A 19,015-nucleotide genomic window follows, 5' to 3' on the forward strand; every position below is an offset into this window, starting at 1 on the left:
GTCGATTCCCAGCAGAGACTGCGCATTAGGGGGTCTTGACAGCCGCGTCAAGCGAAGTGCCCCGGCCTGTCAAGAACTTTCTCTCAGGTCGCGTCAAGAACGGCAGACATTTCGGCGGCAACAGCGTCGATCTCGCCCAGGCCATCGACCGAATACAGGTCGCCCTTGGCATAATAGTATCCGATCAGCGGCGAGGTCTTCTTGTAGTATTCCATCAATCGAGTGCGAAGGCTTTCGGCGTTGTCGTCTGCGCGACGCGAAAAGCTTGTTCCACCACAGTTGGTGCACTTGCCGTCTGCGGGAATCGGTTTGGTGTGATCGTTATAGACCTCACCGCAATCCGCACAGGTGGACCGCGCCGTGATCCGGTCGACCAGGGCCTCGTCATCCACGCGCATCTCTATGACCGCATCGAGCTTGGAGCCGTGCTTTTCAAGCAAAGCCCCGAGCGCGTCGGCCTGCGGCAGCGTGCGTGGGAACCCGTCGAAGATGAAGCCACCCTTGTGGCCACTCTCCAACTTCTCTTCGATCAGGCCGATTACGATGTCGTCGGTAACCAACTGACCTGCGTCCATGATCGCGGCAACCTTGTTGCCCATCGCAGTTCCCGACGACTTTGCCTCGCGCAGCATATCACCAGTCGAGAGCTGCACCATGCCTCGGTTGATTTCCAACCTTCGAGCCTGTGTTCCCTTGCCCGCTCCCGGCGGCCCCAGAAGGACTATGTTCATCGACGTGCAACTCCCTTTTTCCGGCCGCGCTTCTTGCCGCGCAACTGGCTTTTCTCGATCAGCCCCTCGTACTGGTGGGCCAGCAGATGTGATTGGATCTGCTGGATGAAGTCCATGCCGACCGAAACAATGATAAGGATCGAGGTGCCGCCGAAGTAGGCCGTGATGGCCAGTTCCTGTCGCACGATCTCCGGAATGAGGCAGACCAAGGCAAGATAGCCCGCACCGAGGACCAGTACGCGGTTAACCACGTATTCGAGGTATTCCGCCGTGCGTTGACCGGGCCGAATTCCGGGAATGAAGCCGTTTTGATTCTTCAGATTGTCGGCCACATCTTCGGTCTTGAAAGCAACGTTATGGGTGTAGAAGTACGCGAAGAAGACGATCATCCCGGTGAAGAACAGGAGATAAAGCGGCTGTCCTGGGCCGAAGTAGGCCGTAATCGTCGCCAGGATCGGATTCGTCTGCTGGCCGGAGAATGTCGATATCGTAGTCGGCAACAGCAGCAGCGAAGACGCGAAAATAGCAGGAATGACGCCAGCCGGGTTCACCTTGATCGGCAGATGGCTCGACCCGCCGTCATATACTTTCATGCCGACTTGGCGGCGCGGATACTGGATGTGGATTTTGCGCAAGGAGCGCTCCATGAACACCACGAAAACCAGCGTGGCCAGCAACATCACGATCACGCCCAGGATCACGGGTGTGGATATCGCGCCGGATTGACCAGAGGCAAAGAACTGGGCCATCGCGGCGGGCAGTTCGGCGACGATGCCGACGAAAATGATCAACGAGATGCCGTTGCCGATGCCGCGCGCGGTGATCTGCTCACCAAGCCACATCAGGAACATCGTGCCCCCGACCAGCGTGATCACGCAGGACGCGATAAAGAACCACCCCGGCGTATGCACAAGGTTACCCGACTGAAGCGACACGGCGAGGCCGTAGCCCTGCAACGTCGCCAGCGCGACGGTGCCATAGCGTGTGTACTGGTTTATCTTCTTGCGTCCCGGCTCGCCCTCTTTCTTAAGCTGTTCGAGTTGGGGAACCATTGCCGTCATCAGCTGGACGATGATCGAAGCGGAAATATAGGGCATGATGCCCAGGGCAAAGATGCCCATACGCCCGATCGCGCCACCGGTGAACATGTTCAACACGCCGCCCAGGCCTTGCTGTGCCTGTTCGACGAATTGGCGCAACTGCTCGGCATCAATGCCGGGAACCGGAATATACGTTCCAACGCGATAGATGATCAGCAGACCGATCGTGAACAGGATGCGTTGGCGAAGCTCTTTGGCTTTGCCGAACGCGCCCCAGCTCATGTTGGCGGCCATTTGCTCTGCGGCTGAAGCCATGCGAGCCCCTCTTTATATCGACAAACGCCGCCCAACGGGCTTCCCCGCAGGCGGCGTTCTGGGAAAACTTAAGATCATGTAAGCGGAGCCGTGCCCGCCTACAACCGATCCCCCCTGATCACTCGGCGGCGGGTGCCGCGACCGTGACCGAACCGCCAGCCTTTTCGACCGCCTCGACCGCGCCCTTGGAGGCACCGGTCACGGTGATCGTGGCCTTCGCAGTCAATTCGCCTTTGCCCAGCAGACGGATGCCGTCCAGCTTGCGGCGGACCACACCCGACGCGACCAGCGTCTCTTCGTTGATGTTCGCGGCATCCAGCTTGCCGTTGTCGATGAATTCCTGCAGCTTGGTCAGGTTGACGACGGCAAACTCCTTGCGGTTCGGCTTGTTGAAGCCACGCTTGGGCAGACGCTGGTAGAGCGGCATCTGGCCACCCTCGTAGCCATTGATCGCCACGCCGGAGCGGGCCTTCTGGCCCTTGATGCCGCGACCGGCCATCTTGCCCTTGCCCGAACCGGGGCCACGGGCCTTGCGCTTCTGCTTCTGGGCCGCGCCCGGATTGTCACGCAATTCGTTGAGTTTCATATCGCTTCTCCTCTTGCCGGAAGCACCCCCGAAGCGATGTGGGGTGAACACGGCGTTTCATGATTCTTCGTGCAGGATCACCCGCACCGCGTCGCCTTACATGCCACCTGCGACCGGTTCAAGACCCCCGCCGTGTCGCGCAGGCATCACCCGACCGGTGGGTTGCGCCACGCCGGTGGGGCAAACGGCTCCCGCAAGGCCCGCGCAACCAGCTCCAGCCGGTCCTGCCCATAGAACGTGTCACCATCGACGATATAGGTCGGCGACCCCATGACCCCGATGTTCCGCGCCACTTCCATGTTCGCCTGATAGCGCGCCGCAACCTCTGCCGATCCGGCACGCGTCATCAACGCCTCTGCGTCATGGCCCAACGCCTGTGCCAACCGCAGCACCGTCTCCACGTCCGACAGATCGGCATCATGACGCCAATGCGCCTCCAGAACCGCATGGGCCATGGCGTCCACCTTTGGCCCGCGGTCTCCGAGTGCCATGATCATCCGCGCAGCCATATCGTAGGGTGCGTCATGGTGTGTGGGCCGATACCCGATGACAGGGACGTCCCGGAATTCCGCCCACCGCTCGATTTCCCTGCCGAAAAAGTAATCCACATGCGCCTGTGTGCGATCGGCGAACGCCAGGCTGCCCTGGGCCTCCACCACGGGGGACAGCGGGATTGGGCGATGCACAAGGGTCGCATCATGCCGTGCGCAGATCTCCATCAGGCGGGCAGAGCCAAGGTAGGCAAAGGCGGAATGCGCGGAGTAGTAGTAATCAATCTGAACCATGGTTCTGGCTATCGCGCCTTGCTTGACGGTGCCACACCTGAGACGCTCATTTGATGAAGTCGCTCGCCCTCGCCCTCACCTGCGCTCTTGCCCTGCCCGCCGCAGCCCAAGGTCCCTGCGCCACCGACGCAATGATCGTCTTTGACGGCTCCGCGTCCATGGCCGAGATCGGGTTCGATACAGGCGAAACGAACCGCATCACCGACGCACGCGCCGCCATGGCACGCGTCATGCCCGAGGTGGAGCACTCCCGCCGCATCGGGCTGATCACGTACGGACCGGGTGCCAAGGACGCCTGCGAGGGGATCAGCCTGCGCTTCCCCCCCATTGAGGCGGCGGCCAAGTTGATGATTGCCGAACTCGACGCGCTCGAGCCCGCGGGGCTGACTCCGCTGGTGGCGGCGGTGCAGCGCGCCGCCGACGTTCTCGATTATCGCCTGAATCCGGGCATAATCGTGCTGGTGACGGACGGGAACGAAACATGCGGCGGTCGGCCCTGCGCGCTTGGCCGCGCGCTCACCGCAACTGCGGCCGACCTCACGGTCCACGTCATCGGATACAAGGCGTCGCATGACTTCTTCGGCTGGAACAATCCCGAAGGCGGTGCCCCCGGCACCGACGTGGTCGCCCGCTGCCTCGCGGACACAACCGGGGGACGCTACATCGGCACTCACTCGGAATACGAGTTGGTGGAGGCGCTATGGTCGATGCTGGGGTGCGAGTTCGTCGCGGGCAGTCAACCAGTCGGGCACCCATCCAAAATGTAATCAAGATTGGCCGACTCCTGGTTGCAAGCTATAAACCTCGCCGAATTACGAGCACCGCGAAAATGGGTTATCTCGAACAGAAAGGCCATTCCGGATTGAATGCCAGACAAGAAGTCACGGTATCCAGATGGAAGGAATGCAGCAGTCCCCTTTGCGGAAAGGTTCCACCTCTCGGAAATTGGCTCACTATCCTCGAACTTATAGCGAACACGGACTCGATCCCTACCCCTACCCCTCCAATATATCCATCTGCCACAATAAAGATTTCAAAGTCGCCACTGTCTCTACAGCGTAATACGATCATAGATGGTGCATCTTCACCGCGCCAAGTGGCTCGGTCGCTTACCAAATAAACGTAGGAGTTATCTTCATCAGAAAACTCATCCCTACTTTCAACAAGGATCCACAAATCATTAGGACCGGATCCTGAACGCTCAGATCCCTTGGAAGGTTCTTCTTGAATGACAGTATCTCGCGGCTGTGCGTCCGCAAAAACGGTACCAGAACAACTCAACCGCCCAATATCATCTTCTAGCGAAACGCATATTCCAGAAATCTCAACTAGAGTGTCGCGAAGCACCGATGAAGTTGATTCATTTGAGATCGCTGAGGAAGTCCAGATAAGAAAAACGGCGGCCACGGTAGAAAATTATTGTAGCAAGAGGACGCTCCAGAAGATGGCAGTTACTCTGAATTATTTGCGTATGATTCAAAATCTGTAAACAATAAAACGCCCCGGCCATTTCTGATCGGGGCGCTCAATTCTTTCAAGACAGCAGGGGTCCCCCTGCCCGGCCTTAGCCCCGCTCTTCGATGATCTTCACCATGTGCGGGATCTTGTTGACCATGCCGCGCACGGAGGGGGTATCCTCCAATTCGCGGGTCTTGTGCATCTTGTTCAGGCCCAAGCCCACCAGCGTCGCGCGCTGATCGGCGGGGCGGCGGATCGGGGAGCCGATCTGCTTGACGACAATCGTTTTAGCCATGGATCAGGCCTCCTCGGTCTCGGTTGTGGCCGGAGCCTCATCACCCTTGCGCAGGATATCGGCAACCTTCTTGCCGCGACGCTGCGCGACAGAACGGGGCGACGATTCTTTCTGCAACCCGTCGAGGGTGGCCCGAATCATGTTGTAAGGGTTCTGCGAGCCGATCGACTTGGAAACGACGTCGTTGATGCCCAGCATCTCGAACACGGCGCGCATCGGGCCACCGGCGATGATGCCGGTACCTTCGGGCGCGGAACGCATGACTACGCGTCCAGCGCCGTGGCGACCTTCCATGTCGTGGTGCAGCGTCCGACCGTCCTTAAGGGCGACGCGGATCATCTGACGCTTGGCCTGCTCGGTTGCCTTGCGGATAGCTTCGGGGACCTCTTTGGCCTTACCCTTGCCAAAGCCGACGCGGCCCTTCTGATCGCCAACGACGACGAGCGCGGCGAAACCAAAGCGCTTACCACCCTTGACGGTCTTGGAGACGCGGTTGATCGCGACCAGGCGGTCGGCGAATTCCGGAGTTTCTTCGCGGCCACGGCCACGACCGCCCCCACGATTGTTGTCACGTTCTGCCATGAGGCATCCTTTCCGTGCAGGGCGCGCTGGCCCGAATAAACTCGATCCAAGTGGGAAGATTCCCCCGGATCATCGAGGGGGCCACGCGGACGCAGCCCCCTTCAAGTCATTAGAACTTAAGGCCACCTTCACGGGCGGCGTCGGCCAGGGCCTTGACCTTCCCATGGAACAGGAAGCCACCACGATCGAAGTAGCACTCTTCGACGCCGGCCTTCTTGGCCCGCTCGGCAATTGCCGCGCCGACCTTCGTGGCCGCCTCGACGTTGTTCTTGCCGACCACGCCCAGCGACTTCTCGAGGGTCGAGGCTGACGCAAGCGTCTTGCCCTGAACGTCGTCGATCAACTGAACCATGATGTTCTTGTTGGAGCGATGCACTGAAAGGCGCGCACGCCCCGCGGCCATCTTGCGAAGCTTGTTCCGGACGCGCAGGCGGCGCTTGAGGAACAGATCCCGTTTGCTGTTTGCCATCTGACTGGTCCTTACTTCTTCTTACCTTCCTTGCGGAAGATATACTCGCCCTTGTAGCGGATTCCCTTGCCCTTATAGGGCTCGGGCGCACGCCACTCGCGAATGTTTGCTGCAACCTGACCGACCAACTGCTGGTCGATCCCTTCGACGGCGATTTCGGTGGGCTTGGCGGCGGTCACGGTGACCCCCTCCGGCACATCGAAGTTCACGTCATGCGAATAGCCGAGCGACAGCTTCAAGGTGTTGCCCTGCATCTGCGCGCGGTAACCCACGCCCGAGATTTCAAGCTCTTTCTTGAAGCCGGTCGTCACGCCGGTCACCAGGTTTTCAACCATGGTGCGCGACATGCCCCACTGCTGGCGAGCGCGTTTGGACTTGCCACGCGGCTCCACCGACACGGCTCCGTCGTTGACCTTCAGGTCTACGTCGTCGGTGGCGGTGAAGGTGCGGGTGCCCTTCGGACCCTTGACCGAGATGGTCTGGCCAGAAACCGAGGCTTCCACACCCGAAGGCAGGTCGACGGGTCGTTTGCCGATACGAGACATTATACCCTCCTCAGAATACGGTGCAGAGCACTTCGCCACCAACGTTGGCAGCACGTGCATTTGCATCGGACATGACACCACGCGAAGTGGAGACGATGGAGACGCCCAAGCCCTGACGGACCGAGGGGACGTCCTTGACACCCAGGTACACGCGGCGGCCAGGCTTGGACACCCGCTTGACCTCACGGATGACCGGAACGCCCTCGTAATACTTGAGGGAGATTTCGATCGTCGGGTGGCCCTGACGGTCGGAGGACGCTTCGTAGCCGCGGATGTAGCCTTCGTCGGCCAGAACATCCAGGACACGGGCGCGCATCTTCGACGCAGGGGTGGTGACGGTGGACTTGCCACGCATCTGCGCATTGCGGATGCGGGTCAGCATATCGCCGATGGGATCATTCATCTTCTGATCTCCTTACCAGCTCGACTTGACCATGCCGGGGATTTTTCCCTGGCTGGCCAAATCGCGCAACATGATGCGGGACAGCTTCAGCTTCCGGTAGTATGCCCGAGGGCGACCGGTCAGCTGGCAGCGGTTGTTAAGACGAACGGCCGAGGAGTTGCGGGGCAACTCCGACAACTTCAGAGTCGCCTTGAAGCGCTCCTCCATCGGCTTGGATTCGTCGCGAACGATCTCTTTCAGAGCAGCGCGCTTGGTGGCGTACTTCTTCACCAGCCGCTCGCGCTTCTTCTGGCGTTCGATCATGGATACTTTTGCCATGTCTAATTCCTCAGCTGTTGAACGGCATGTTGAAGGCCTTGAGCAGCGCCTTCGCCTCTGCATCCGTCTTGGACGTCGTGCAGATGATGATGTCCATGCCCCAGACTTCGTCGACCTTGTCGAAGTTGATCTCGGGGAAGACGATATGCTCTTTCAGGCCCATGGCGTAGTTGCCACGGCCGTCAAAGCTCTTGCCGGACACGCCGCGGAAGTCGCGGATGCGCGGCATCGCCACGGTGATCAGGCGGTCCAGGAATTCATACATCCGTGCACCGCGCAGCGTCACCTTGGTACCAAGAGGCATGCCTTCGCGAACACGGAAGCCGGCGATCGACTTCTTGGCGTTCGTGACGACGGCCTTCTGACCAGCGATTGTCGACAGGTCGTCCTGTGCCGACTTGGCCTTCTTACTGTCACGGACAGCTTCGGCACCGCACCCGATGTTCAGGACGATCTTGTCAAGACGCGGGATCATCATCTCGTTCTTGTAGCCGAATTCTTCCTTCATCGCGGCGCGGACGCTGTCGCGATAGACGGAGAGAAGACGGGGTGTGTAGCTTGCTTGGTCGAGCATCAGATCACGTCTCCCGTGGTCTTGGCGAAGCGCACCTTCTTGTCGTCTTCCATGCGGAAGCCGACGCGTGTCGCTTTGCCGTTGGCGTCAACGACGGCGAGGTTCGAAAGGTCGATCGGCAGAGCTTTTGGAATGCGACCGCCTTGGTTGGCCTGGCTCTGGCGCGTGTGGCGGATGGCCATGTTCACACCTTCGACGATGGCCTTGCCGGCCTTCGGATCAACGGAAGTGATTTCGCCTTCCTTGCCCTTGTCACGACCGGACAGGACAATGACCTTGTCACCTTTGCGGAGTTTGGCAGCCATTACAGCACCTCCGGGGCGAGCGAGATGATCTTCATGAAGTTCTTCGCGCGCAGCTCACGAACAACCGGTCCGAAGATACGGGTGCCGATCGGCTCGTTGTTGTTGTTGAGAATAACGGCCGCGTTGCGGTCGAAGCGGATGGCGGTACCGTCATCGCGACGGACTTCCTTGGCGGTGCGAACGACGACGGCCTTGCGGACGTCCCCCTTCTTCACCTTGCCCCGCGGAATGGCTTCCTTCACCGACACCACGATGATGTCGCCGACAGAGGCATACTTCCGCTTGGACCCGCCCAGGACCTTGATGCACTGAACACGGCGAGCGCCGCTGTTGTCAGCAACATCCAGGTTGGTTTGCATCTGGATCATTGGTTTCTCCCGACCTTTGGGGGGCCGATGCGTGGCCGTATCCCCAGGGTTTCGCTAATATGCGGATGGCGAAATCGCCGTCCGATCGCCTGGTCGTGCGCCGATTACTCGGCGATCACTTCCCACCGCTTCGTCTTGGACTTGGGCGGGCATTCCTGGATGCGCACGGTATCACCGACGTTGAACGTGTTGTTCTCGTCGTGGGCGCGATATTTCTTGGATTTCCGAACAGTCTTCTGCAGCAACGGGTGCTTAAAGCGACGCTCAATGCTGACGGTGACGGTCTGGGCGTTCTGGTTCGACGTGACGACGCCGGTCAGGATGCGTTTGGGCATTGCTTATGCCTCCGCTTCGGCGCCGCGCGCCTTTTCGTTCAGGATGGTATTCACACGGGCAATCGACCGCTTGACGGAGCGGACACGCGCGGTGTTCTCCAGCTGGCTGGTTGCCGCCTGGAAGCGCAGATTAAACGCCTCCTTCTTCAGGTTTGTCAGCTCCGTGCGGAGCTCATCAGGGGTCTTGCCCCGGAGGTCGCTGGCATCCATGCCATTTTCCTTTTCAACATCACCGGGCCGCCCCACCGCGCATTCGGCGGGTCACGACTGATTCCGGTGGAGTTCAGTGGTAGAGTGCGCCCTCTAGACGACGTTGGGTGAGGGCGCAAGGGGCAGCTTGCACTCACGGTCCAATTGCACGCCCTCCGCATGATTGACAGAAGCCAAGGCTGCTGCGGTCGAGGGTAGGAGGATGCCGACGCAGGGCCGGATGCCCGATGCCATGCTTATACAGATACCACTCGCCGCCTTGGCCCTTCCGCTTTTCGACTACGTATGCGCGGACCAGACGTAGATCGCCTTGGAGCAAAGGATGACGACGGAGACTACACTTCTAGAACCTGCCCGTTACGCCGTGCGCTCGTGGGAAACGGCCCTGTCCGTGGCTTGAGTGGCCTAACGTGCCGCCCTACCCACCGCGCGATGCGGGAACCCAAGTTTACGGGCCGAAGCCAAGGTCCGTGATCTTATATTTGCCAGGAATAGCGGACTGCGCCTTGGAGCGCGGCACCGAAGAGATGTCGAGGCGTTGCGTCACAGATGGCGCGCGTTTGGTGGAGACACTGGTGCCGCGAAAAACTCCTGTCGCGCATTCAACACATTAGCCGCCGGTACCCTACCCCCACCGATAATTGAAACTCACCGAAATGCGGTTCTCTTCCGAGTTGTTCATCGGAACCTCGTGCCGCAGCCAGCTTTCCCACAGCAGGACCTCCCCCACCTCAGGCGCGACGTAAGCGAAGGTCTTCAGTTTCGCGCGCGCCTCTTTCCGTCGGGGTGGGGCCGCCATCATCATCGGCAGGCGGGGATCCTCGAACTTGATCGCGCTCGTCCCCTCGGGCATCGACACGTAGGTCGTCCCCGAGATCACCGAGTGCGGATGCAGGTGGCCCGAGTGGGTGCCGCCCTCAGGCAGAATGTTGATCCAGATATCCTCAAGCTTCAACTTCTTGTCACCCAGATCGAACTCCAGGTCCTCAGCGAAATCCGCAACGTGACGGTCCAGCGCCTTGACGAGCGCCTTGAACACCGGAAACCGCCACGGCAGGTCGGTCAGCGAAGCATAACTGGTGTAGCCAGGATAGGCGTTTTCTTCGCACCAGTCGTGGCCCGCGTCGTCGTCACCCGCGACCGAAAGGCACGTCGCCTCCAGTTCCGAGTGGTCGACGGCGGGCGCATGCTCCGAAAGGGCTGCGCGGTAAAGGCGGGTCACAAAGAGAGAGGATATTTTTGACATATCGGCCTGATACCCGACTGCCGAGGCGGTGGCGAGAGGGCTGCTGTCCGCTTGATCTTGGTCAAGGAGGTGCCGGGCCTGCTACGGTTAGGACGGTCAGGCAAACAGGAGAGACAGATGTCCCACACCCCCCACGAACTGTCAGAAGAATTCCCCGAACACGCGCAGAAGATCCACGACCTGCGTCGGACGGACAACCACTTCACCAAGCTGTCCGAGGAGTATCATGCGATTAATCGCGCCGTGCACCGCGCCGAGACTGATGTGGAGCCGACATCCGACGACCATATTTCAGAAATGCGCAAAAAGCGCCTGATCCTGAAGGATGAGATCGCCGCCCGCCTGTCGAAAGGCTGATCAACCGGCACAGCTATTGAAAGGTCCGCGGCGACATCTCGGCGGGGCCCTTTTGGTATATCGGGGCCAACGACCGGATGGGCCTGCCAATAAAATGGAAAGGGCGGGGAACATCCCCGCCCTGCCCTACTCATTTCCAATCGCGACGCAGTCGACTTACCAGTCTTCGCGCACCACGGTGCGGGTCTTGATCGGCAGCTTCATCGCCGCAAGACGCAGCGCCTCACGCGCAACGGCTTCCGACACACCGTCGATCTCGAACATCACGCGGCCCGGTTTGACCTTGCATGCCCAGAAGTCGACCGAACCCTTACCCTTACCCATCCGAACTTCGACGGGCTTGGACGTGACGGGCACGTCCGGGAAAATACGGATCCAGACACGACCCTGACGCTTCATGTGACGCGTCATGGCCCGACGGGCGGCTTCGATCTGACGCGCGGTGACACGTTCCGGCTGAGTGGCCTTCAGGCCGTAGGTGCCGAAGTTCAGGTCGGACCCGCCCTTCGCTTCACCCTTGATGGAGCCCTTGAACTGCTTGCGGAACTTTGTCCGTTTCGGTTGCAACATCTGCTCTACTCCTTACCGGCGCGGGCCGCGGGGGCCGCGGTCATCACGACGGCCACCGGCACCACGGGGGGCAGGACCATCCTGCAATTCTTGAGCCTTACGGTCACGTGCACTGGGATCGTGCTCCATGATCTCTCCCTTGAAGATCCAAGTCTTGATCCCGATGATGCCATAAGGCGTCAGGGCCTCGACGTGCGCGTAGTCGATATCCGCACGCAGCGTGTGCAGCGGAACGCGACCTTCGCGATACCACTCGGTCCGGGCGATCTCGGCACCGCCAAGACGGCCGGCCAGGTTCACCCGAATGCCCAGGGCACCCATGCGCATTGCGTTCTGGACCGAGCGCTTCATCGCCCGGCGGAACGACACACGGCGCTCAAGTTGCTGCGCGATGCTCTCGCCGACGAGGGCGGCGTCCAGCTCGGGCTTTCGGACCTCGACGATGTTGAGGTGCAGTTCGCTGTCGGTCATCGCGGCCAGCTTCTTGCGCAGGCCTTCGATGTCCGCACCCTTCTTGCCGATGATGACACCGGGACGGGCAGCATGGATCGTGACACGGCACTTGCGGTGCGGACGCTCGATGATCACGCGGCTGACGCCGGACTGCTTGCACTCTTCCTCGATGAACTTGCGCATACGCAGGTCTTCGAGCAGCAGGTTACCGTAGTCCTTGGTGTCGGCATACCAGCGGCTGTCCCAGGTCCGGTTGACCTGAAGCCGCATACCGATCGGGTTTACTTTGTTACCCATCAGACTTGCTCCTCTACCTGGCGCACTTTGATCGTCAGTTCCGAAAACGGCTTGGTGATCTTGCCGAACCGGCCACGGGCACGCGGACGACCGCGCTTCATGGTGAGGTTCTTGCCGACCCACGCCTCGGCGACGATCAGGGCGTCGACGTCCAGGTTGTGATTGTTTTCCGCGTTCGCGATGGCCGACTGAAGGCACTTGCGCACGTCGATCGCGATCCGCTTCTTGGAGAATGTCAGATCGGCGATTGCCTTCTCTACCTTCTTGCCGCGGATCATGGCGGCGACGAGGTTAAGCTTCTGCGGGCTGGTACGCAGGGAGCGCAACTTGGCCATGGCCTCGTTGTCAGCCACGCGGCGGGGATTTTTTTCCTTGCCCATGACTTACTTCCTCTTCGCTTTTTTGTCGGCTGCGTGACCGTAGTAGGTCCGCGTCGGCGAATACTCACCGAACTTCTGGCCGATCATCTCTTCCGAGATGTTGACGGGGATGTGCTTGTGCCCGTTGTACACACCAAAGGTGAGACCAACGAACTGCGGCAGGATCGTGGAACGACGCGACCAGATTTTGATCACTTCGTTGGGGCGGCCCGACTCGCGGACGGCTTCGGCCTTCTTCAGGACGTAAGCGTCCACGAAAGGCCCTTTCCAGACGGAACGGCTCATGCTTAGCGGCCTTTCTTCTTGGCGTGACGCGAGCGGATGATCAGCTTCTGCGACGCCTTGTTCTTGTTACGGGTGCGGGCGCCCTTGGTCGGCTTGCCCCAAGGGGTGACCGGGTGACGACCACCCGAGGTCCGACCTTCACCACCACCATGCGGGTGGTCGATCGGGTTCATCACGACACCGCGCACGGACGGGCGAATGCCCTTGTGGCGGTTGCGGCCGGCCTTGCCGAGGTTCTGGTTCGAGTTGTCGGGGTTCGAGACCGCGCCAACTGTTGCCATGCATTCCTGACGCACCAGACGAAGTTCGCCCGAGGACAGGCGGATCTGGGCATAGCCACCGTCACGACCCACGAACTGGGCGTAGGTGCCTGCCGCGCGCGCGATCTGACCACCCTTGCCGGGCTTCAGCTCGATGTTGTGAACGATCGTACCGATCGGCATGCCCTGGAACGGCATCGCGTTGCCCGGCTTGATGTCGGCCTTGGCCGAAGCCACGACGCGATCACCGACTGCCAGACGCTGCGGGGCCAGGATATAGGCCTGCTCACCGTCGGTGTAGCGGATCAGGGCGATGAAGGCGGTCCGGTTCGGGTCGTACTCGATCCGCTCCACGTTCGCCTGAACGTCCAGTTTGTTGCGTTTGAAATCGACGATCCGATAGAGACGCTTCGCGCCCCCGCCTTTGCGGCGCATCGTGATCCGTCCGGTGTTGTTGCGTCCGCCGTTCTTCGTCAGACCCTCAACGAGGGCTTTGACGGGACGGCCTTTCCACAGCTCCGAACGGTCGATCAGAACCAGCCCACGCTGGCCCGGCGTCGTCGGTTTATACGACTTAAGTGCCATAGTTTACCTGTCTTCCGTTGTGTGTCGGACGCGTTGCCGCGCCCTGGATGTAAGGGCCCCGAAGGTCCCCGGTTCGGTGTCCAGTCGGGGAGAACCCCTACGGACGACGACAAAGCCCCGGACGAATCCGGGGCTGCCGATGGGGCCGTTTAGGGGGGGGACGGGATGGGGTCAAGGGGCGGGTAGGAGCGGGCGGATTTTAGGGGTGATGCGCGGGTGATCTACGGGTGATCTGCGTCCGACACGATTGTTGGAGAAATGTTTTGTATGTTGCAGTGCTCGGCGTGGCAAGATCAACGACCTCGATCGCGGTGTATACAAGACGTCAGCCTGCCGGGATTACAACTTGATCTGGTGAGTGGGGCCCCGGGACATGCCCTGCCGCAACGACTGAGGCCGCACCCAGTACGTGCTTTTCTTGATCATCAAAGAATATGTGAGCGCCCATCGCCCGCAGGAATGGAGCCTTTGAATTAGGGCCAACAAAATGCGCTTCATCAGCAGGCGCCCCCCACGCTCTAAGGGTGTGGATGACACGTTCATGCGCTGGTGCATTCCGCGCCGTCACCAACCCGATCCGCACCTTGCTTACACCCGGCTCGAAAATATGCTCAGCCCGAAGCTCTGATAATTTCTTCAAGAACTGACCGAATGGCCCCGCGTTCATCGGATTCTTCGCGTTAATCTGCTCATGCTCAAAAAAAGCTTTGAGGCCATCATTCTTATAGATCAGATCCGATTCTTCACTGAAGACGACAGCGTCTCCGTCAAAGGCAATCATCACTTCGTCTCCTGTTGTATCCGCGTCAGCAGCACTTTCTGACGCTACTAGACGGGCTGCTGCGGTCCCAGCCGACACGGCAGCTTGGACATCAACGCTTTCACCGGATAAAAATAGATCAACGTCCCAAGGGTCCACAAATGGGCCAAGCGGTCTCCCGCTAGTAAATGATCCCAATTTAATGTTCAGTCCGAATTCTCTAATTGAATTAAACGCCCGTAGAGAAAGATCAGGAGAGTTTCGAGACATCAAGATAACCTCCACATGAGGCGCGTCTACTGTGCCGTTTAAGCGAAGCAGACGTTCAATAACTTGAAAGCCGGAGCCTTTTTTCAGAACGGTATTCTCGCGTTCAAGCTGGAGACGCACATATGCATCAACACCTTCGCTTTCAAATACGGTGTGCTCTTCCTCCAAATCAAATAGCGCTCGCGTCGAAATACCTATCCGAAGAGGGCCGTCTCTCAACTTTTCAATCATGCATCATGTCCCAAATGAAATCGGAACCAGTCTAGAAGTAATCTCTGTGACAAAAAAGCCCCGCTGTCTCCAGCGGGGCCTCTCGTTCTCTCGACCGGTGGGCATATGATGCCCACCTTACGCGGCCCTACGGCTTACAGCCCGGTGGTCACGTCGATCGTGTTGCCCTCTTCGAGCGTCACGTAGGCTTTCTTCACGTCCTTGCGGCGGCCCATCTGGCCCCTGAAACGCTTGGTCTTGCCCTTGGTGATGGACGTGTTCACGGCCTTCACCTTCACGCCGAACAGTTCTTCGACTGCAGATTTGATCTGCGGCTTGTTCGCGTCGATCGACACCTCGAAAACCACGGCGTTGGCCTCGGAGGCCATCGTCGCTTTCTCGGTGATGATCGGCTTACGGATTACGTCGTAAGTGTTCATTTCAGTCGGGCCTCCAGGGCTTCGACACCCGCCTTCGTGAGCACGAGCGTGTCACGCTTGAGGATGTCCATGACATTGGCACCCATCGACGGCAGAACGTCCACGGATCCGAGGTTGCGCGCGGCCTGCGCGAAGTCCTCGTTCACGGTGGCACCATCGATGATGAGCGCGCGCTTCCAACCCAGAGCCGCGACCTGCTTGGCCAGGGCCGAGGTCTTGCCGACAGCCGAAAGCTCGTCGACGACGACCAGCTTACCGGCGGCAGCCTTGGCCGACAGCGCGTGCATCAGGCCCAGCTTGCGGACCTTCTTGGTCAACTCGTGCGCGTGGCTACGGGGCGTCGGGCCCTTATAGACACCGCCGCCACGGAAGATCGGGGCAGACCGCGCGCCGTGACGTGCACCGCCCGAACCTTTTTGCCGAACGATCTTCTTGGTCGAGTAGCTGACCTCGGAGCGGGTCTTGACCTTGTGAGTCCCGGCCTGCGCCTTGTTACGCTGCCAACGGACAACCCGGAACAGGATGTCGCGGCGCGGCTCCTGACCGAAGATGTCGTCGCTCAGTTCGACGGAACCGGCTTTGCCGCCGTCGAGGGTGATGACATCGAGTTTCATGCGTCACCTTCCTTCTTGTCGGCGTCGGAGGTGTCCACATCGGCACCCTCCTCGGCGATCTGGGCTTCGGCTTCGGCCAGCTGTGCTTCCTCGGCGGCAGCCTGCTCGGCGGCCTGCGCCTCGGCTGCTGCTTTGGCTTCGGCCTCTGCGGCGGCGGCGGCTTCTTCGGCAGCCTTTACGGCTTCCTTCTTGGCCGACAGCAGCGCGGCGGGGACAATGGCACTCTCGGGGAACGGCTTTTTAACCGCGTCCTTGATCGTGACCCAGCCACCCTTGGAGCCCGGAACCGCGCCCTTGACCATGATCAGCCCACGGTCGGTATCGGTCTTGATGACCTGCAGGTTCTGCGTGGTGACACGGGCGGCACCCATGTGACCGGCCATCTTCTTGCCCTTGAACACCTTGCCCGGATCCTGGCACTGGCCGGTGGAGCCGTGCGAACGGTGGCTGATCGACACGCCGTGCGTGGCGCGCAAACCGCCGAAGTTCCAGCGCTTCATCGCGCCCTGGAAACCCTTACCGATCGACGTTCCCGAAACGTCAACGTACTGACCTTCGAAGTAATGGTCGGCGATGATTTCCTCGCCCACTTCGATCAGCGCGTCCACGTCAACGCGGAACTCCGCGATCTTACGCTTGGGTTCGACACCGGCATTTTTGAACACACCGCGCATCGCCTGGCTAGTCCGCTTGGCCTTGGCGGCACCGGCACCCAGTTGAACGGCGGTATAGCCGTGCTTGTCGTCCGTGCGCTGTCCGATGACCTGAAGGCCATCCAACTGCAGAACGGTGACGGGGATCTGCTTCCCGTCTTCCATGAACAGGCGGGTCATACCCACCTTCTTGGCGATCACTCCGGAACGCAACATATCAGATGCCCCCCCTTAGACCGAGATCTGGACGTCGACGCCGGCGGCCAGGTCGAGCTTCATCAGCGCGTCCACGGTCTGCGGGGTCGGGTCAACGATGTCGAGCATCCGCTTGTGCGTGCGGATTTCCCACTGGTCGCGCGACTTCTTGTCGATGTGGGGTCCACGCAGAACGGTGAACTTCTCGATCTTGTTCGGGAGCGGGATCGGGCCGCGCACTTGCGCGCCGGTCCGCTTGGCCGTGGCAACGATTTCTGCTGTGCTGGCATCCAGCACGCGGTAATCGAACGCCTTGAGCCGGATACGGATATTCTGGCTTTTCATGTCATTCGCCTGACAGGCCGCCACATCCCTTTCGGGGGGCGGACATTTGAGTTGAGAGGAGGAGATCGGACCACCCGGCCCCCTCGTCGAACCCGAACGGAAGCGGGGCCGCATGGTGCGACCCCGTCCGTAGATGGGGGCGGATAGCCCGAGTCGCACCTACTGGCAACCCCTTCCGCCACGCTTTCTTCAAAGGCGTCTGAGACTGCGCAGAACAAGGACCTGAACGACGAAGACCCCAGTCAGGATCACGCAGAAGATCGCGAAGCCCAGCGGGCTGTCGGACCCGGGGATGCCACCGACGTTCACGCCGAGCAACCCCGTCAGGAACCCCAGCGGAAGGAACAGCGCGGACACGACAGACAGCAGGTAGAGGTTTCGGTTCGTTCGGTCATCCTGCTCGGCCTTGATCTCGTCCCTCACAAGCGTCAGACGCCCGGCGAGCGTGTCCAGCTCCTCGACCGCACGCTGATGACGCTCCTGCACTTCAAGCAGGCGACGACGATCGCTCTTGCCGATCAGGTCGGGCATCTGGGCGACGGCGGCGAAAAGCGCATCCCGCTGCGGCGCGATGTGACGGCGCAGACCCAGAACCATGCGGCGCAGCCGCGCGGCCTCGTTCCGCGCCTGCGTCGCGGTCGCCCCGTCGATCCGCGGTTCCGCAACACGGTCTTCCAGCAGGTCGGTGTCATCCTCAAGCCTTTCGAGGACATCCTCGATCCGCAGGATCAGCTCCTCGCCAAGGTCGTGAAGAAACGCACCCGGCGTTTCGGGTCCGCGCTGCGCACGGGTCTTGTCCGCAAGGGATGCGACTGACCGCAATGGACGACGCGAGAGCGAGACGATCCGACGGGCATCCAGATAAAGACGGCAGGAGACCATGTCCTGCGGCAGCTGCCCCGGGTTCAGATTCACCCCGCGCAGGATCACCAGGAGCCCCTGCCCGCTGGCCAAGGCACGCGGCCGCGTTGTCTCGCCAGTCAGCGCGCGGCGCGTCGGCTGATCCAGCCCAGGCACATGTGCCTCCAGCCAAGCAAGCGCGTTCTGCGGTTGCTCCGGGTCAAACGGCAGGTGCGCCCAAGCAAGCTCAGGCCCCTCAAGCGCCTCGCCGAGTGCAGGATCGATCAGTTCCGTTCCCTTCCGGTCACCGGACAGGACAAAACCGTGATAGAGATCCGAGTTGCCATGCGTCATCCGTCAAGGATGACTCCCGTCCAGGTTCGAGCGCAACCGGGAAGAGGCAATTCGAGCCGTTTTCCCTCTGAGTGCCGTCTACCGGGATGGGCGACCCGACGCGGCACTGCCCTGTATTTCAGCGCGCGTTCACAACCGCTCGCGAAGCAAGGAGGTAACGGCCTTGTGGGGGGACACGTGATCGATTTGCAGGCCATGCCTGATTGGACGCTTTGAAGAACAGCTTCGACCGCGTCTCTACACCACTTAAACGGAGGAAATACCATGAAACTCAATATCACAACCGCAGCCGTCCTGATCGCGCTTGCCACCGGATCGGCATTTGCCGACGGCCACACGGGCCAAGGCTTCAGCATGTTGCAGACAGCCCTGATGAGCGAGCTTGAGCGTATCGGCATCGACCCAACAACGATGGGCGACGACCTTACCTTGGGTCAAGTCGCAACGATCAAGTCGATCGTCGACAGTGACGACAACGACAGCCAGAAGAAAGGTCGGATTGAAGCGATCATCGCGAACAATTAATTGATCCGGAATCGCTAAAAGGGGGCGGCCTGCGGGCCGCCCCTTTTTCGTGCGGAA

31 protein-coding genes are annotated in these 19,015 nt (G+C 60.4%); 4 read left to right on the forward strand and 27 right to left on the reverse strand.

From position 1 onward, the window contains the following. Positions 1 to 83: 83 nt before the first annotated feature. The 4 genes from BLV27_RS16220 to BLV27_RS16235 all read right to left on the reverse strand — a co-directional run bounded on the left by BLV27_RS16220 (position 84) and on the right by BLV27_RS16235 (position 3,457). Entirely contained in the window at positions 84 to 731 is a 648-nt protein-coding gene (locus BLV27_RS16220; protein WP_092647548.1) for an adenylate kinase, read from the reverse strand. Further along, positions 728 to 2,086 carry a preprotein translocase subunit SecY gene (gene secY, locus BLV27_RS16225; RefSeq protein ID WP_092647549.1) on the reverse strand — a complete coding sequence of 453 codons (1,359 nt, stop codon included), beginning with the start codon at positions 2,084 to 2,086 and terminating at the stop codon, positions 728 to 730. The genes BLV27_RS16220 and secY overlap by 4 nt, the downstream gene beginning before the upstream one ends. Positions 2,087 to 2,204: 118 nt before the next feature. After that, positions 2,205 to 2,672 (reverse strand): 50S ribosomal protein L15, encoded by a 468-nt coding sequence (gene rplO, locus BLV27_RS16230; protein WP_092647550.1) that lies wholly within the window; start codon positions 2,670 to 2,672, stop codon positions 2,205 to 2,207. A gap of 146 nt (positions 2,673 to 2,818) precedes the next feature. After that, positions 2,819 to 3,457: a 2-hydroxychromene-2-carboxylate isomerase gene (locus tag BLV27_RS16235; RefSeq protein WP_092647551.1), complete on the reverse strand. Its 639-nt coding sequence runs from the start codon at positions 3,455 to 3,457 to the stop codon at positions 2,819 to 2,821. A gap of 53 nt (positions 3,458 to 3,510) precedes the next feature. On the opposite strand from BLV27_RS16235, the gene BLV27_RS16240 reads away from it, so the two are divergent. Next, complete coding sequence (locus BLV27_RS16240) at positions 3,511 to 4,224, forward strand: vWA domain-containing protein (RefSeq protein ID WP_244504712.1); 714 nt, start codon at positions 3,511 to 3,513, stop codon at positions 4,222 to 4,224. 797 nt (positions 4,225 to 5,021) lie between these two features. On the opposite strand, the gene rpmD is transcribed toward BLV27_RS16240, so the two are convergent. The 11 genes from rpmD to rpmC all read right to left on the reverse strand — a co-directional run bounded on the left by rpmD (position 5,022) and on the right by rpmC (position 9,319). Next, complete coding sequence (rpmD, locus tag BLV27_RS16245; protein ID WP_092647552.1) at positions 5,022 to 5,210, reverse strand: 50S ribosomal protein L30; 189 nt, start codon at positions 5,208 to 5,210, stop codon at positions 5,022 to 5,024. A gap of 3 nt (positions 5,211 to 5,213) precedes the next feature. Further along, positions 5,214 to 5,792 (reverse strand): 30S ribosomal protein S5, encoded by a 579-nt coding sequence (gene rpsE / locus BLV27_RS16250; protein WP_092647553.1) that lies wholly within the window; start codon positions 5,790 to 5,792, stop codon positions 5,214 to 5,216. Between the two features lie 109 nt (positions 5,793 to 5,901). Beyond that, positions 5,902 to 6,261, reverse strand: coding sequence for a 50S ribosomal protein L18 (rplR, locus tag BLV27_RS16255; protein WP_092647554.1), 360 nt, complete (start codon positions 6,259 to 6,261; stop codon positions 5,902 to 5,904). An 11-nt stretch (positions 6,262 to 6,272) separates the two neighbouring features. After that, positions 6,273 to 6,806 carry a 50S ribosomal protein L6 gene (gene rplF / locus BLV27_RS16260; RefSeq protein ID WP_092647555.1) on the reverse strand — a complete coding sequence of 178 codons (534 nt, stop codon included), beginning with the start codon at positions 6,804 to 6,806 and terminating at the stop codon, positions 6,273 to 6,275. A 10-nt stretch (positions 6,807 to 6,816) separates the two neighbouring features. Continuing rightward, a complete protein-coding gene (rpsH, locus tag BLV27_RS16265) occupies positions 6,817 to 7,209 on the reverse strand; it encodes a 30S ribosomal protein S8 (protein ID WP_092647556.1) in 393 nt (130 codons plus the stop codon). A gap of 12 nt (positions 7,210 to 7,221) precedes the next feature. Beyond that, entirely contained in the window at positions 7,222 to 7,527 is a 306-nt protein-coding gene (gene rpsN / locus BLV27_RS16270; protein WP_092647557.1) for a 30S ribosomal protein S14, read from the reverse strand. A 10-nt stretch (positions 7,528 to 7,537) separates the two neighbouring features. Then, complete coding sequence (gene rplE, locus BLV27_RS16275) at positions 7,538 to 8,101, reverse strand: 50S ribosomal protein L5 (protein WP_092647558.1); 564 nt, start codon at positions 8,099 to 8,101, stop codon at positions 7,538 to 7,540. Continuing rightward, positions 8,101 to 8,406 (reverse strand): 50S ribosomal protein L24, encoded by a 306-nt coding sequence (rplX, locus tag BLV27_RS16280; protein ID WP_092647559.1) that lies wholly within the window; start codon positions 8,404 to 8,406, stop codon positions 8,101 to 8,103. Before rplX ends, rplE begins: the two co-directional genes overlap by 1 nt. Further along, positions 8,406 to 8,774, reverse strand: a complete 369-nt coding sequence (gene rplN / locus BLV27_RS16285; RefSeq protein WP_055085352.1) for a 50S ribosomal protein L14 — start codon at positions 8,772 to 8,774, stop codon at positions 8,406 to 8,408. The genes rplX and rplN overlap by 1 nt, the downstream gene beginning before the upstream one ends. Before the next feature lie 104 nt (positions 8,775 to 8,878). Next, on the reverse strand, positions 8,879 to 9,109 hold the full coding sequence (rpsQ, locus tag BLV27_RS16290; protein WP_092647560.1) for a 30S ribosomal protein S17: 231 nt from the start codon (positions 9,107 to 9,109) through the stop codon (positions 8,879 to 8,881). Between the two features lie 3 nt (positions 9,110 to 9,112). After that, positions 9,113 to 9,319 carry a 50S ribosomal protein L29 gene (gene rpmC / locus BLV27_RS16295; RefSeq protein ID WP_092647561.1) on the reverse strand — a complete coding sequence of 69 codons (207 nt, stop codon included), beginning with the start codon at positions 9,317 to 9,319 and terminating at the stop codon, positions 9,113 to 9,115. A 163-nt stretch (positions 9,320 to 9,482) separates the two neighbouring features. Here rpmC and BLV27_RS19460 point away from each other — a divergent pair, with 163 nt between their 5' ends. Then, entirely contained in the window at positions 9,483 to 9,623 is a 141-nt protein-coding gene (locus BLV27_RS19460) for a hypothetical protein (protein WP_170831487.1), read from the forward strand. A 321-nt stretch (positions 9,624 to 9,944) separates the two neighbouring features. Here the strand turns inward: BLV27_RS19460 and BLV27_RS16300 are convergent, their stop codons facing one another. Then, positions 9,945 to 10,565 (reverse strand): TIGR02466 family protein, encoded by a 621-nt coding sequence (locus BLV27_RS16300; RefSeq protein ID WP_092647562.1) that lies wholly within the window; start codon positions 10,563 to 10,565, stop codon positions 9,945 to 9,947. Positions 10,566 to 10,682: 117 nt separating this feature from the next. On the opposite strand from BLV27_RS16300, the gene BLV27_RS16305 reads away from it, so the two are divergent. Next, on the forward strand, positions 10,683 to 10,922 hold the full coding sequence (locus tag BLV27_RS16305) for an HP1242/YdcH family protein (protein ID WP_092647563.1): 240 nt from the start codon (positions 10,683 to 10,685) through the stop codon (positions 10,920 to 10,922). A 156-nt stretch (positions 10,923 to 11,078) separates the two neighbouring features. Here BLV27_RS16305 and rplP read toward each other — a convergent pair whose 3' ends face one another. From rplP to BLV27_RS16360, 11 genes are all read right to left on the reverse strand, one after another. Next, positions 11,079 to 11,492 (reverse strand): 50S ribosomal protein L16, encoded by a 414-nt coding sequence (gene rplP, locus BLV27_RS16310; RefSeq protein ID WP_092647564.1) that lies wholly within the window; start codon positions 11,490 to 11,492, stop codon positions 11,079 to 11,081. Between the two features lie 12 nt (positions 11,493 to 11,504). Beyond that, positions 11,505 to 12,242, reverse strand: coding sequence for a 30S ribosomal protein S3 (gene rpsC, locus BLV27_RS16315; RefSeq protein ID WP_092647565.1), 738 nt, complete (start codon positions 12,240 to 12,242; stop codon positions 11,505 to 11,507). Then, positions 12,242 to 12,622, reverse strand: coding sequence for a 50S ribosomal protein L22 (gene rplV / locus BLV27_RS16320; protein WP_092647566.1), 381 nt, complete (start codon positions 12,620 to 12,622; stop codon positions 12,242 to 12,244). The genes rpsC and rplV overlap by 1 nt, the downstream gene beginning before the upstream one ends. 3 nt (positions 12,623 to 12,625) lie before the next feature. Continuing rightward, on the reverse strand, positions 12,626 to 12,907 hold the full coding sequence (rpsS, locus tag BLV27_RS16325; RefSeq protein WP_092647567.1) for a 30S ribosomal protein S19: 282 nt from the start codon (positions 12,905 to 12,907) through the stop codon (positions 12,626 to 12,628). A gap of 2 nt (positions 12,908 to 12,909) precedes the next feature. Beyond that, positions 12,910 to 13,752, reverse strand: coding sequence for a 50S ribosomal protein L2 (gene rplB / locus BLV27_RS16330; protein WP_092647568.1), 843 nt, complete (start codon positions 13,750 to 13,752; stop codon positions 12,910 to 12,912). A gap of 325 nt (positions 13,753 to 14,077) precedes the next feature. Beyond that, entirely contained in the window at positions 14,078 to 15,013 is a 936-nt protein-coding gene (locus tag BLV27_RS16335) for a 5'-nucleotidase (RefSeq protein ID WP_092647569.1), read from the reverse strand. A 134-nt stretch (positions 15,014 to 15,147) separates the two neighbouring features. Next, a complete protein-coding gene (locus BLV27_RS16340; RefSeq protein ID WP_092647570.1) occupies positions 15,148 to 15,432 on the reverse strand; it encodes a 50S ribosomal protein L23 in 285 nt (94 codons plus the stop codon). Then, the gene (gene rplD / locus BLV27_RS16345; RefSeq protein WP_092647571.1) at positions 15,429 to 16,046 is read right to left on the reverse strand and encodes a 50S ribosomal protein L4; all 618 of its coding nucleotides are present in this window, start codon (positions 16,044 to 16,046) and stop codon (positions 15,429 to 15,431) included. Before rplD ends, BLV27_RS16340 begins: the two co-directional genes overlap by 4 nt. Further along, positions 16,043 to 16,915, reverse strand: a complete 873-nt coding sequence (gene rplC / locus BLV27_RS16350; protein ID WP_092647572.1) for a 50S ribosomal protein L3 — start codon at positions 16,913 to 16,915, stop codon at positions 16,043 to 16,045. Before rplC ends, rplD begins: the two co-directional genes overlap by 4 nt. Positions 16,916 to 16,930: 15 nt before the next feature. Next, positions 16,931 to 17,239, reverse strand: coding sequence for a 30S ribosomal protein S10 (gene rpsJ, locus BLV27_RS16355; RefSeq protein ID WP_055681395.1), 309 nt, complete (start codon positions 17,237 to 17,239; stop codon positions 16,931 to 16,933). A 189-nt stretch (positions 17,240 to 17,428) separates the two neighbouring features. Then, positions 17,429 to 18,433, reverse strand: coding sequence for a zinc transporter ZntB (locus BLV27_RS16360; protein ID WP_092647573.1), 1,005 nt, complete (start codon positions 18,431 to 18,433; stop codon positions 17,429 to 17,431). Positions 18,434 to 18,697: 264 nt separating this feature from the next. On the opposite strand from BLV27_RS16360, the gene BLV27_RS16365 reads away from it, so the two are divergent. After that, positions 18,698 to 18,958, forward strand: coding sequence for a hypothetical protein (locus tag BLV27_RS16365; protein WP_092647574.1), 261 nt, complete (start codon positions 18,698 to 18,700; stop codon positions 18,956 to 18,958). Positions 18,959 to 19,015: the final 57 nt, after the last annotated feature.

The sequence above is a fragment of the Jannaschia faecimaris genome (assembly GCF_900107415.1).
GTDB classification, from domain to species: Bacteria; Pseudomonadota; Alphaproteobacteria; order Rhodobacterales; family Rhodobacteraceae; genus Jannaschia; species Jannaschia faecimaris.

Coding starts and splice junctions, on each gene's coding strand:
- rplP (WP_092647564.1), bottom strand. CDS start 11,492: ATGTTGCAACCGAAACGGACAAAGTTCCGCAAGCAGTTCAAGGGCTCC.
- rpsN (WP_092647557.1), bottom strand. CDS start 7,527: ATGGCAAAAGTATCCATGATCGAACGCCAGAAGAAGCGCGAGCGGCTG.
- rpsH (WP_092647556.1), bottom strand. CDS start 7,209: ATGAATGATCCCATCGGCGATATGCTGACCCGCATCCGCAATGCGCAG.
- rpsE (WP_092647553.1), bottom strand. CDS start 5,792: ATGGCAGAACGTGACAACAATCGTGGGGGCGGTCGTGGCCGTGGCCGC.
- BLV27_RS16305 (WP_092647563.1), top strand. CDS start 10,683: ATGTCCCACACCCCCCACGAACTGTCAGAAGAATTCCCCGAACACGCG.
- rplE (WP_092647558.1), bottom strand. CDS start 8,101: ATGCTCGACCAAGCAAGCTACACACCCCGTCTTCTCTCCGTCTATCGC.
- rplF (WP_092647555.1), bottom strand. CDS start 6,806: ATGTCTCGTATCGGCAAACGACCCGTCGACCTGCCTTCGGGTGTGGAA.
- rplD (WP_092647571.1), bottom strand. CDS start 16,046: ATGAAACTCGATGTCATCACCCTCGACGGCGGCAAAGCCGGTTCCGTC.
- rplV (WP_092647566.1), bottom strand. CDS start 12,622: ATGGGCAAGGAAAAAAATCCCCGCCGCGTGGCTGACAACGAGGCCATG.
- rpmD (WP_092647552.1), bottom strand. CDS start 5,210: ATGGCTAAAACGATTGTCGTCAAGCAGATCGGCTCCCCGATCCGCCGC.
- BLV27_RS16235 (WP_092647551.1), bottom strand. CDS start 3,457: ATGGTTCAGATTGATTACTACTACTCCGCGCATTCCGCCTTTGCCTAC.
- rplO (WP_092647550.1), bottom strand. CDS start 2,672: ATGAAACTCAACGAATTGCGTGACAATCCGGGCGCGGCCCAGAAGCAG.
- BLV27_RS16240 (WP_244504712.1), top strand. CDS start 3,511: ATGAAGTCGCTCGCCCTCGCCCTCACCTGCGCTCTTGCCCTGCCCGCC.
- secY (WP_092647549.1), bottom strand. CDS start 2,086: ATGGCTTCAGCCGCAGAGCAAATGGCCGCCAACATGAGCTGGGGCGCG.
- BLV27_RS16300 (WP_092647562.1), bottom strand. CDS start 10,565: ATGTCAAAAATATCCTCTCTCTTTGTGACCCGCCTTTACCGCGCAGCC.
- rplC (WP_092647572.1), bottom strand. CDS start 16,915: ATGTTGCGTTCCGGAGTGATCGCCAAGAAGGTGGGTATGACCCGCCTG.
- BLV27_RS16220 (WP_092647548.1), bottom strand. CDS start 731: ATGAACATAGTCCTTCTGGGGCCGCCGGGAGCGGGCAAGGGAACACAG.
- rpsJ (WP_055681395.1), bottom strand. CDS start 17,239: ATGAAAAGCCAGAATATCCGTATCCGGCTCAAGGCGTTCGATTACCGC.
- rplX (WP_092647559.1), bottom strand. CDS start 8,406: ATGGCTGCCAAACTCCGCAAAGGTGACAAGGTCATTGTCCTGTCCGGT.
- rplN (WP_055085352.1), bottom strand. CDS start 8,774: ATGATCCAGATGCAAACCAACCTGGATGTTGCTGACAACAGCGGCGCT.
- rplB (WP_092647568.1), bottom strand. CDS start 13,752: ATGGCACTTAAGTCGTATAAACCGACGACGCCGGGCCAGCGTGGGCTG.
- BLV27_RS16340 (WP_092647570.1), bottom strand. CDS start 15,432: ATGAACACTTACGACGTAATCCGTAAGCCGATCATCACCGAGAAAGCG.
- rpmC (WP_092647561.1), bottom strand. CDS start 9,319: ATGGATGCCAGCGACCTCCGGGGCAAGACCCCTGATGAGCTCCGCACG.
- rplR (WP_092647554.1), bottom strand. CDS start 6,261: ATGGCAAACAGCAAACGGGATCTGTTCCTCAAGCGCCGCCTGCGCGTC.
- BLV27_RS16365 (WP_092647574.1), top strand. CDS start 18,698: ATGAAACTCAATATCACAACCGCAGCCGTCCTGATCGCGCTTGCCACC.
- rpsS (WP_092647567.1), bottom strand. CDS start 12,907: ATGAGCCGTTCCGTCTGGAAAGGGCCTTTCGTGGACGCTTACGTCCTG.
- rpsQ (WP_092647560.1), bottom strand. CDS start 9,109: ATGCCCAAACGCATCCTGACCGGCGTCGTCACGTCGAACCAGAACGCC.
- BLV27_RS16360 (WP_092647573.1), bottom strand. CDS start 18,433: ATGACGCATGGCAACTCGGATCTCTATCACGGTTTTGTCCTGTCCGGT.
- rpsC (WP_092647565.1), bottom strand. CDS start 12,242: ATGGGTAACAAAGTAAACCCGATCGGTATGCGGCTTCAGGTCAACCGG.
- BLV27_RS16335 (WP_092647569.1), bottom strand. CDS start 15,013: ATGATTGAAAAGTTGAGAGACGGCCCTCTTCGGATAGGTATTTCGACG.